The 10,373-nt window shown below is 43.3% G+C and carries 10 protein-coding genes; 6 read left to right on the top strand and 4 right to left on the bottom strand.

Annotated elements, in window-relative coordinates; all coding sequences use genetic code 11:
- Nucleotides 1–13: 13 nt before the first annotated feature.
- The 5 genes from FS666_RS07110 (at nucleotide 14) to FS666_RS07090 (ending at nucleotide 4,291) form a co-directional block, all read left to right on the top strand.
- Nucleotides 14–487 carry a hypothetical protein gene (locus FS666_RS07110; RefSeq protein WP_144460837.1) on the top strand — a complete coding sequence of 158 codons (474 nt, stop codon included), beginning with the start codon at nucleotides 14–16 and terminating at the stop codon, nucleotides 485–487.
- Nucleotides 488–515: 28 nt separating this feature from the next.
- Nucleotides 516–1,082, top strand: a complete 567-nt coding sequence (gene sipW / locus FS666_RS07105; RefSeq protein WP_120072085.1) for a signal peptidase I SipW — start codon at nucleotides 516–518, stop codon at nucleotides 1,080–1,082.
- Between the two features lie 60 nt (nucleotides 1,083–1,142).
- The gene (locus FS666_RS07100) at nucleotides 1,143–1,730 is read left to right on the top strand and encodes a CalY family protein (RefSeq protein WP_120072087.1); all 588 of its coding nucleotides are present in this window, start codon (nucleotides 1,143–1,145) and stop codon (nucleotides 1,728–1,730) included.
- 86 nt (nucleotides 1,731–1,816) lie between these two features.
- Complete coding sequence (locus FS666_RS20450) at nucleotides 1,817–3,442, top strand: M28 family peptidase (protein WP_120072089.1); 1,626 nt, start codon at nucleotides 1,817–1,819, stop codon at nucleotides 3,440–3,442.
- 267 nt (nucleotides 3,443–3,709) lie between these two features.
- Complete coding sequence (locus tag FS666_RS07090; RefSeq protein ID WP_390614911.1) at nucleotides 3,710–4,291, top strand: TasA family protein; 582 nt, start codon at nucleotides 3,710–3,712, stop codon at nucleotides 4,289–4,291.
- Nucleotides 4,292–4,396: 105 nt separating this feature from the next.
- Here FS666_RS07090 and FS666_RS07085 read toward each other — a convergent pair whose 3' ends face one another.
- Complete coding sequence (locus tag FS666_RS07085; protein ID WP_144460839.1) at nucleotides 4,397–5,980, bottom strand: glycerol-3-phosphate dehydrogenase/oxidase; 1,584 nt, start codon at nucleotides 5,978–5,980, stop codon at nucleotides 4,397–4,399.
- Nucleotides 5,981–6,142: 162 nt separating this feature from the next.
- On the opposite strand from FS666_RS07085, the gene FS666_RS07080 reads away from it, so the two are divergent.
- Nucleotides 6,143–6,706, top strand: coding sequence for a glycerol-3-phosphate responsive antiterminator (locus FS666_RS07080; protein ID WP_120072095.1), 564 nt, complete (start codon nucleotides 6,143–6,145; stop codon nucleotides 6,704–6,706).
- Nucleotides 6,707–6,747: 41 nt separating this feature from the next.
- Here the strand turns inward: FS666_RS07080 and FS666_RS07075 are convergent, their stop codons facing one another.
- From FS666_RS07075 to FS666_RS07065, 3 genes are read right to left on the bottom strand one after another with little or no spacing between them, the layout of a single operon-like run.
- Nucleotides 6,748–7,521 carry an HAD-IIA family hydrolase gene (locus FS666_RS07075; RefSeq protein WP_120072097.1) on the bottom strand — a complete coding sequence of 258 codons (774 nt, stop codon included), beginning with the start codon at nucleotides 7,519–7,521 and terminating at the stop codon, nucleotides 6,748–6,750.
- 17 nt (nucleotides 7,522–7,538) lie between these two features.
- On the bottom strand, nucleotides 7,539–9,236 hold the full coding sequence (locus FS666_RS07070) for an ABC transporter permease (protein WP_144460840.1): 1,698 nt from the start codon (nucleotides 9,234–9,236) through the stop codon (nucleotides 7,539–7,541).
- Nucleotides 9,233–10,363, bottom strand: coding sequence for an ABC transporter ATP-binding protein (locus FS666_RS07065; protein WP_144460841.1), 1,131 nt, complete (start codon nucleotides 10,361–10,363; stop codon nucleotides 9,233–9,235). Before FS666_RS07065 ends, FS666_RS07070 begins: the two co-directional genes overlap by 4 nt.
- Nucleotides 10,364–10,373: the final 10 nt, after the last annotated feature.

Here is a 10,373-nt window from a genome sequence, read left to right as displayed (position 1 = left end):
AGGAGTCAGTACGATGAGAGGCTTTCAAACAGTAAAAAAAGCAGCAGTTTACTTGAATAGCAATCTAGTAGTCAAGCGGCTTGCCATATTATATTTGTTGATTTGTATCGCCTCTCTTCTGACTACTCCCACAACTGCACATTACACCCATGAGGAAAGTGTTCCAGGGGAAATGTCTGTCAGCGGCCAACTGGAGGAAGCTGAAGAATTCGTTACAGAGGATGATGAGGTAGAAAAGGAAACAGACGAGACAAATGAACCAGAGGATCATCGATTGAAACAAAATGAGGCTGAAAAGCCGATCAATGAAAAAGAGGAAAAGCCGGAAACAGGCCAGGCAGAGCAGCAGGCCGAGAGTGATTCTAGCGGTCAAAGTGAAAAAAACGAGACAAATGAATCCCAGCCTGAAGATCAAAATGAGGCTTCCGATCAATCCGGTGACAGCAGCAATGCCGAGGGACAGGAAAGTGGCGAAAAAGCCCCTTAATCCAAACAAAGGCTGGAGTGATTTTACAATGAACTGGCAAAAGACAAAAAAAATCGTGGGAAGTATCGGATCCACTTTCATGTATATCATCCTGGCTGTGATCTTGTTCAATGTCGTCACTTCCAAAATGGCAGGGGAACCTCCCAGCATCTTCGGCTATCAAATGAAGGCTGTTCTGTCCGGGTCGATGGAACCTGGCATAAAAACCGGATCCCTTATTTTGATCAAGCAGACGGCTAATGGGGATCAATTTAAAAAAGGTGATGTCATCACTTTTATTACAGAGGAAAAAATCCTCGTAACGCATAGGATTGCCGAAGTGAAAGACGGAGGACAACGTTATATCACAAAAGGCGACAATAATAATGGGCCTGATCTGGAACCTGTCCATATCAATAATATAGTCGGCAAATATACGGATATTACCATTCCGTATGTCGGTTATATATTTAAAATCACCGAATCGCAGCTGGGAGGAGCGCTTCTTCTGTTTTTACCGGGAATCATGCTTGTGTTCTATGGGTTGTTCAGTATTTGGCGAACGGTACGCATGCCTGAAACCTACAAGGATGCGAAAGGCGTAGACGCCAAATGAAAAAATTGGCAATACCTATCTCATTGAGATAGCAAAAATAAATTATTGGGGGAATAAAAAATGTCAATGAAGAAAAAGTTTGGTATGGGTATGATGTCCGTGGCGCTGGGAGCTGCTTTGATCGGCGGAGGTACATACGCTTATTTCAGCGATGCCGAAACAACGAACAACACCTTCGCAGCGGGTACTCTTGATTTGACTCTATCTCCGACGGAAATTATTAATGTTGAAAATATTGCTCCTGGCGATTCATTTATCCGTGACTTTGAATTAGGAAACGGAGGAACTTTGGACATTGATAAGGTATTGCTGGAAACAGATTATACCGTCAATGATCCCAAGGGAGATAATACGGAAGATATGGCAGAGCATATTCAGGTCGAGTTCTTGTATAACGTAGATAATTTTGATGAAGTCATTTTTGAAACTACTCTAGCGGAACTAAAAGATATGACTCCGGAAGCGGTCAATCAAAATGTTTTTTATCCCGAACTTGGTGATAAGGGACTTCCGGCCGGAAAAACCCATGACCTTATAGTCAAATTTAACTTCCTTGATGACGGAGAAGATCAAAACCAGTTCCAGGGAGATTCTCTGGAGTTGACATGGACGTTTAATGCGACGCAAAAGCCAGGCGAACAAAAATAGGGGACAAGCTCGGAGCAGGTGATCATCCTGCTCCGATTTAACGGAATATTTTTTCTTTTAAAAACTGAATACGAGGGGGCTTTTATATGAAAATACGCCGGTTTGGCGCTTTTATGTCGGCGGTATTGATCAGTTCTACGCTGGTCGGGTTTTCGCCCAAAAACATAGAGTACAATAATCCTGGCACTGCGGCTATAGCCGAGGAGCAGCTGGAAGCCAGTATAGTCAATTTGCAGGCGCTTCTTGACAGGATGGAGAAAGATGGGGACATTGCAAGTCCGGCAGTCGCCCGAACTTTGAAAACCCATGTCACGGCGGTGGGGCATTATGAAAACAGCAAATCGTACAAAAAAGCGATCAAACACATGGAAAGCTTTCATGTCCTATTAAACAGCTATGAAAGCAAAAGGATGGTTTCCGAGAATGCCGCCAATCTTTTAAGAGATTATGCGGATGCGCTGATCAGCAAGTGGGATGTCATTTTTGATTCTGGTAGAGTGATGGATTACTTGCATCAATTAAGTGTGGAGATCGGGCCGAGAGTTGCCGGCACGGAAGGTGAAAAGAAAGCCGCGGAGTATTTGAAGAGCCAATTCCAGAGCTTAGGATACGATACGTCCATTCAGGAGTTTGCGATTAACAACCGTACAGAACGGACATTGAGAATCCTGACCAATAATAAGGAAATAGCTTTGGGTGCTGCAACAGGATCTGCTGTCACCGGCGAAAAAGGGGTTACAGGTGCTATTTATCATGCAGGCCTTGGCCAGCCGGGCGATTTCTCGGATGATGCAAAAGGGAAAATTGCTTTGGTCCAAAGGGGAGAGAACTCCTTCTGGGAAAAGGTCCAGAATGCGACGGATGCCGGAGCGATTGGCGTTGTCATTTACGATAATGTGGACAGCCTTTCCCCGCTTCGTCCAACATTGAATAACAATAGTTCGATTCCTGTAGTTGGAACAACCAAGGAGTTGGGAGAATCTATCCTTGCACAGCTTTCCAAAGGGGAAGTGAAAGCGAACCTGGTTATTCATACACACACAAATCAAACATCCCAAAACGTTATCGCTGTGAAGAAACCTAAGAACGTTGTAAACCCTGAAATTGTGTATATTACGTCTCATTATGACAGTGTACCTTATTCTCCGGGAGCGAATGATGATGGATCGGGGACCAGTACAATTGTTGAACTGGCAAGAACTTTAAAGAACTTCCCGACTGACAAGGAACTAAGATTCATAGCTTTTGGTGCGGAAGAAATCGGGCTGGTCGGCTCGAATTACTATGTGAACAATCTTCCTAAGGAAGATATTGACAGAAGCCTGATCAATTTCCAGATGGAAATGCTCGGAGCAAAATATGAACCCGCTTCTTATCTTGCGGTCAACACTGTCGATGGGAAAGCCAACACTGCATGGGATTACACAAATGCTGCATTTGACAAGCTAGGGAAGGATAAGGAAAAACTGATTCTTTTCAGAAGAGGGTCGTCTGACCATGTTCCATTCCATAATGCGGGTATAACAGCAGCTTGTTTTAACATGGGAACGTCAGACGGCGGATTGGAACCCGAATACCACACTTATCATGACACAATCGAAAATGTCAGCCCTGAAAGAATTCAATTCGCAGGAGACATTATAAGCAAAGCCATATTTGATTTTCTGGCAGACCACAATAGTCAGGGAAAAGTTTTAGATGAAGCTTCCTAAATAAATATTGTACTCATGATTTATAGAGGGATTCGCTCTTGGAATCCCACGCTTTCCTGCCCAAGCTCGTAGTTTATCGCAATAACGGGCACAAATATCCAGGATTGGTTACCGCTTCACAGGCCTTTTCTTCAGAGGGAAATAACAGACCCTAGAGTAGATGCTGGATAACTGCTTTTAAGAGACATTCTCTGTTTACAAACGTATTTTATTTGGTTCAAATTATATAAAGTTGTAGACTTCATCTGATATAAGGGGGTGTGAATGGTGGACTTAATAAAAAAATTCAAGGCCGGCTTGTTGTCAATCATGCTTGGTATCGCCCTAATCAGCGGTGGAACATACGCTTATTTCAGCGATAATAAAATAACGGATAATACATTCGCATCCGGAACCTTGGATTTGTCTGTCAATCCGAATACATTGATTGATGTAAAGAATATAAAACCGGGAGACTCCTTTCTTCGGAATTTCACCCTTAAAAACAACGGTTCACTGGACATTGGAAAAGTCATTATAGAGACCAATTATACAGTGAACGATGCAAAAGGCGATAACACGGAGGATTTCGGGGAACATATTGCGGTGGAGTTTTTGATGAATATGGACAAGCATAATCAGCCAATCTATAAGACTACACTGGCAAGCCTGAAAAATATGTCACCGGATGCCGTAGCAAAAAATATCACCATTCCGGCAATCGGTAAAGAAGGGCTCCCCAAAGGTGCCAGTGACCGTCTTGTTGTAAAATTCACCTTTGTTGACAATGGAGAAGACCAGAACCAATTCCAGGGGGATTCACTCAAGCTGGAATGGAAGTTTGTTGCGATGCAGGCAAAAGGCGAATGATGTTGATGCGGGCAGGGGGATTCCTGCCCTGTTTTATTGTACATCATAGTTAGTGGGAGTTCCTGGAATGGGTTTTCAGTAAATACTATATCAACACAAATATCTTCATTCTGTAATTATATCAATGCACTTTTTCATATACAGAGTAACCGGCTCTTCCCATTTTCTCACCCAATTGACATTAAAAAGGCTGGCTCCAGTTCTGCGTATGAACAAGTCTTCAGGTGTTATAGCCATTTCGTGCATGATTGAATAGTGAACAAGTAATTTAATCGTCAAAGGCAGTTCGACGTCCGGCAATAGTAGACTCTCCATTGATGCAACAATATCCGCGTTCGTTCCATACACTGCCGCAATTCTTCTCGCATCCTCTTCACATAAGCCAATTTCCTGTAATTCCTTGCTTTTTCGGCCAATAAAGAGTTCATATTCTTTTGGGCTCTCAAATTCTCCGCCGGAAAGCCGCAGCTTTCTTGTTATGCATGGACTACTTTTTATTCCGTCTTCATCCAGTAATTTTGCCAGCATATCTGTCACCGTTTCGGCCATTTTCCTGTAGCCGGTCAGCTTTCCTCCTGCAATGGTAATCAAACCGGATTCGGAAACCCATATTTCATCTTTGCGTGATATCTCAGAAGGCCCTTTTCCCTCTTCTTGAATTAAAGGACGAACTCCGGACCATCCCGACTCTATGTCGTCGATGTTAATCCCTAAATCCGGAAACATGTATTGGATGCATGATATCAAATATTCTTTGTCTTCCTCTAAAATGGGAGGATTGCTTAAGTCTCCCTCAAAAAAAGTATCCGTAGTTCCTACATATGTCTTGCCGTCTCTTGGAATGGCAAATACCATCCGGCCATCCGGTGTATCAAAATAAACGGCCTGCTTTAGCGGGAACCTTTCATTATCAATAACAATATGAACACCCTTTGTATGAATGAGACCTTTCCCTTTTATTTTTTTGTCCTTTTCAATAATTTTCTCTACCCAAGGCCCTGTCGCGTTTACAACCTTTTGACACGTTGCTTCATATAATTTGTCTGTAAAAACGTCTCGAACCTTAACACCTGAAATTTTGCCGCCTTCATAGAGGAAGCCTTCTGCCTTCGTATAATTCAGAAGATCAGCGCCCTTTTCGAATGCCTTTTTAGCGACCTCTATTGTCAGCCGGGCATCGTCCGTCCGGTATTCAACATAATAGCCGCCGCCGATCAAACCATCCTTCTTTAAGAGCGGCTCCTTTGCCAAGGTTTCTTCGCGTGACAGCATTTGGCGCTTCTCATTCTTTTTTACACCTGCTAAAAAATCATACACACGCAGTCCTGCAGAAGTGGAGAGCTTTCCAAACGTACCTTTCTTATAGATTGGAAGCAGCATCCACTCAGGATGTGTTACGTGCGGAGCATTTTCATATACAATTGCACGCTCTTTCCCGACCTCTGCAACCATATTTATTTCAAACTGCTTGAGATATCTGAGCCCGCCGTGGACAAGTTTTGTTGATCGGCTTGACGTTCCGGCAGCAAAGTCCTGCATTTCCACAAGAAGTGTTTTTAGACCTCTCGTTACACAATCCAGCGCAATCCCCGTTCCGGTTATACCGCCTCCAATAATAATGACATCGTAGTGCTTTTCACCGAGACGCTTCAACAATCGTTTTCGCTCTATAAAAGAAAAGGTTCTCATATTGTCATTCCTCCAATAATAAAAGCCACCACAATTTCCCTGTTAGAAAACAGGGGATTGTAATGGCCTTTTCTCGCGATCTCCGACCTTATATTATATTTTTAACAAAGCACTTCTGTGATAAACTAAAAATACAGAAGAAAAGGATGTGATTTAGCAAATATGAGAATCGAAGACATGGTAGAATCGCAGATTATCGCATCAGTCAAAAGTGAGGAAGACTTGGATAGCGCGTTAAAGAGCAACGTAAATATCGTTTTCTTGCTCACAGGCAACCTTTTAACTGCTGAACGATACATTTCCCAGCTAAGAGAATCAGGGAAATACGTCTTTCTCCATCTTGACTTCATCGAGGGACTTTCAAATTCCCGCAGCACCATCAGCTTTATTGCAGAAGTATGGAAGCCGACAGGAATCATTACGACAAAAGGGAACATGATCAAATTCGCCAAGGAAATGAATCTCATGACTATTCAACGAATTTTCCTGCTTGATCGAAGTGCCCTCTATAAAGGGATTGAGATGGTCAAATCATGCAATCCTGATGCAGTCGAAATCATGCCGGGGATCATGCCGAAAATCATTGATCAGCTTGCATCCGAACTTCATTACCCAATTATTGTTGGGGGGCTGGTTTCAGAAATTCAGGAAGTTTACGATGCACTAAAAGCCGGTGCACTTGCTGTTTCTTCAGGTAATCCTGCCATGTGGAATTATGAAATTTAATATCCGGCATCAACTTTGAGCCCTAAGCAAAATAGCTTCTTCTATATTTGATCAATTTCCTTTACGCTTTGAAGTGTATATTTGGGACGGTCAATGGCGGTTTTCAGCATAGATGAGTTCGTGATTCCTGTCATGACAAGAACGGAATTCATCCCTGTTTCATTTGCCATCCGGATATCAGTCTCGAGCCGGTCCCCAACCATATATACGTTTTCAACGGGCAGCTGAAGGACTTTATCCAATACATAGGTTGCCATAAGTGATGATGGTTTTCCTGTTACCATTGTTATTGTTTCTCCAGTTGCTCCTTCGACTGCTCCGATCATCGCACCACAGTCAGGAATTTCTCCCTCTTTTATGGGACACGTCCGGTCGGGGTTCGTTGCGATGATCTTTGCACCGTTTCTCCATGCCTGGAAAGCAGTATTTAATTTATTGTAATCGAACCTTCGGTCCCATCCTAGAACAACATAGGAAGCCTGTTCGGGATTATCCGCAATTCTGATCTGCTCTTCCGCCAATTCGTCAAAAAGCGGCTCCTCCCCAATGACATATGCAGTATCGTTAGGTCCCATGCTATCTTTTAAATATTTTGCCGTAATAAAATTCGAATTGATCACTTCATCCAACGATACATCTACCCCTAGCGAAATCAATTTTTCCACATAATCAGCCCGACGTGCTATTGACTTGTTCGTCAGAAAGATTACACGGTCACCTCGTGATTTCAACCTGGCGATTGTGTCGGCTGCGCCTTCAATAATTTCATCATCGACATAGATTGTTCCATCCAGGTCGAATATGAACCCTTTCATAACTGTCACTCCTGTAGTTACATCTGCTTTTGTCCCAATCGATTTGCAAGGGCTTGCAATAGTAGTACAAGGACCACCAAAACCACGGACATGGCTGCGGCTGTATAATATTCACCCCGCAGGATATTTTGAAAGATGGCTAAACTCATAGGTGCCCATTCCGCCGGAGCGAGAAGGATTGATACACTCGCTTCCTTAATCACCGTAACAAATACAAGAACAGATCCCGCTGCTATCCCTGGAAGCATAAGTGGACCTATGATGGTCATTGCAGCTGTAAGTTGTGTAGCGCCCAGGTTGATGGCGGCCTCCTCGATGTCCTGCTTGATGGCACGCATTGTCCCCATCGTTGACCGTATCATGTATGGAAGCCGTCTGATGGTATACGCGATGATAAGCAGGATTGCTGTTCCCGTCAATTGAAGCGGGGCGGTATTAAATGTTTGGATAAGCGCGATACCGAAAGCAATCCCGGGCACGACCAACGGAATGGATACGATAAAGTCCATTGCAGAAGACTTCTGACGGACAACAAAATAAGATACGAATGTTGAAATAATGACACTCAGAACTAAAGCGCCAAGCGCAAGAATAATACTGTTTTGAATATTCCCGATCGACGTAGAAAAGATAGTTTTATAGTGCTGAAGTGTATACCCGTTTGGCAACGGATCTTTTCCCCAAGTTGTCGCGAATGATTGAATCGCTATTGACATCATTGCCAGCAATGGAATAAGAACAACGAAAAGGGAATAGATTGAAAGCGTCCAATTCAAAGGCCTGTTTTCACTGAGTTTCTGCTGCTTTGGCTTTCCGGACACTGTTCCATAATTCCTTCCTTTTGTGAATAAATGTTGCAGCCAGAAGAAAAATCCGGCAACCAATACCATAACAACAGTTAGGATTGCAGCCCCACCCCAGTTGAAGAACCCTGACATTTCACGGTAAGCCTCAACAACGAGCAAATTCGTTTCTTTTGGTGCCAATATGATCGGCGTACCAAAATCAGAGAAACTTACCGTAAATATGAGTAGGGCGCTTGAAATGATGCCTGGCAATGCAAGTGGAAAGGTGATAAATACAAACGTAAAGAAGTTTTTCGCCCCAAGGTTTTGTGATGCCTCTTCCAAGCTCAAGTCACTCACTTTAAATGCGGCAACTAGCGGCCAAAGTGCATATGGAAAGAAGAAGAAGACTTGAACAAGCACAATGCCTGACATGGAATATGGATTGATGAACATCCCTTCTCCGCCAAGAGCATTGTAAATCTGTGTAACCCAGCCTGAACGGCCAAGCATGATAATGAATGCATATGCAGAAATGAAGGTTGGTACGATGAGCGGTACCATGCATAGTGCTGATATTGTTTTCTTGAACGGCATTTTTGTGCGTGCAATTCCATAAGCCAGCGGAATGCAGACAAGAGTAACAATAATTGTTACTAAAAATGAGAGCAATAAGCTATTTTTTAAAGCTGAGAAGTAGCTCTTTGCCGTAAAAATCTTTTTATAATTATCAAATGATGCCGCTTTGAATTTTTCCATAGTTGAACTGAAGATTGCCGGGTCAGTAATCGAACCGAGCAGGCTAATCGGTTGTCCAGTAAAGCTGACGAGGAAAACTGAAATAAGCGGAAGAATCAGGAACAGGCCAAAAAATATGTAGATCAGAACTTTTACGACCGTAAGGCCATTAAATTCTCCTTTAATTTTCAAATCAAAAGCACCCTTTCATGTTCAACCGTAAGCTTTACCTTCTTACCCTCTTCGAAAATCCCTGTTCCGCTGGAATACGTGGTATCAACGATGAGCTGGTAGCTACCAACTTGAACATCATATCGAACTATTGAACCAAGGTATGTTGACATGAGGACCTTTCCTTGAATTACATTCGTATCTGCTCCATTCACTGCTTTGTCTGCATCTACTACCTTCACATGCTCTGGTCTAATGATGACATCAACTTCAGTTTTGTCCGTCTTGTTCGCAGACCGCAATACGAATCCGTCTCCTTTTACAACGGTCAAGCTGTTTTCTTCCCCCTCAACTGAGGCTTTAAGAATATTAGATGTTCCAACGAAGTCAGCAATGAATGGAGTGGCCGGATTACTGTATAAATCTGTCGGCGTTCCAACCTGGACCACCTTTCCATGATCCATAACCGCAATTCGGTCAGCCATGCTCATCGCTTCCTCCTGATCATGTGTAACAAAAATGGTCGTTATCCCCAGGTCCTGTTGGATTGACCGGATTGTATTTCTCATCGAGTGACGAAGCTTTTGATCAAGGTTGGAAAGCGGCTCATCCATCAGGAGCACCGCCGGCTCCATGACAAGTGCACGCGCCAATGCTACACGTTGCTGTTGTCCACCTGAGAGCTCACTCGTCAAACGATCCGAATACTGTTCTAGCTCAACATAGCGAAGCATTTCCATTACTTTGTTTTCAATATTTTTCGGTGTCTTTCCCAGCCGCTTTGATAAGAGACGGGTGTAGATTGGGAACTTTGCGAAAAAATTGCTTGAGTTAAGCTGTTTAATATTCAGGCTGTATGCTACATTATCAAACACATCCATATGCGGGAAAAGCGCATAGCTTTGGAACACCATTCCACAATTCCGCCTGTTTGCTGAAATCCCTTTCATTTCGCGATCACCTATATAGATTGCGCCAGTCGTCGGACTCTCGAAACCCGCGATACACCGCATCGTTGTCGTCTTTCCACAACCCGACGGTCCAAGAAGGGCGAAAAACTCGCCCTCTTGAATATCGAGATTGATGTCGTGCAAGGCTGTGACATCTCCGAACTTTTTCGTTAATTTTTCGATTTTTACCGAGCCCATAGTGTTCATC

This window comes from Siminovitchia fortis (genome assembly GCF_007681465.1).
GTDB classification, from domain to species: domain Bacteria; phylum Bacillota; class Bacilli; order Bacillales; family Bacillaceae_C; genus Siminovitchia; species Siminovitchia fortis.
The sequence above is the reverse complement of the archived record's forward strand: the minus strand, read 5'-3'. Positions and strand labels throughout refer to the sequence as shown.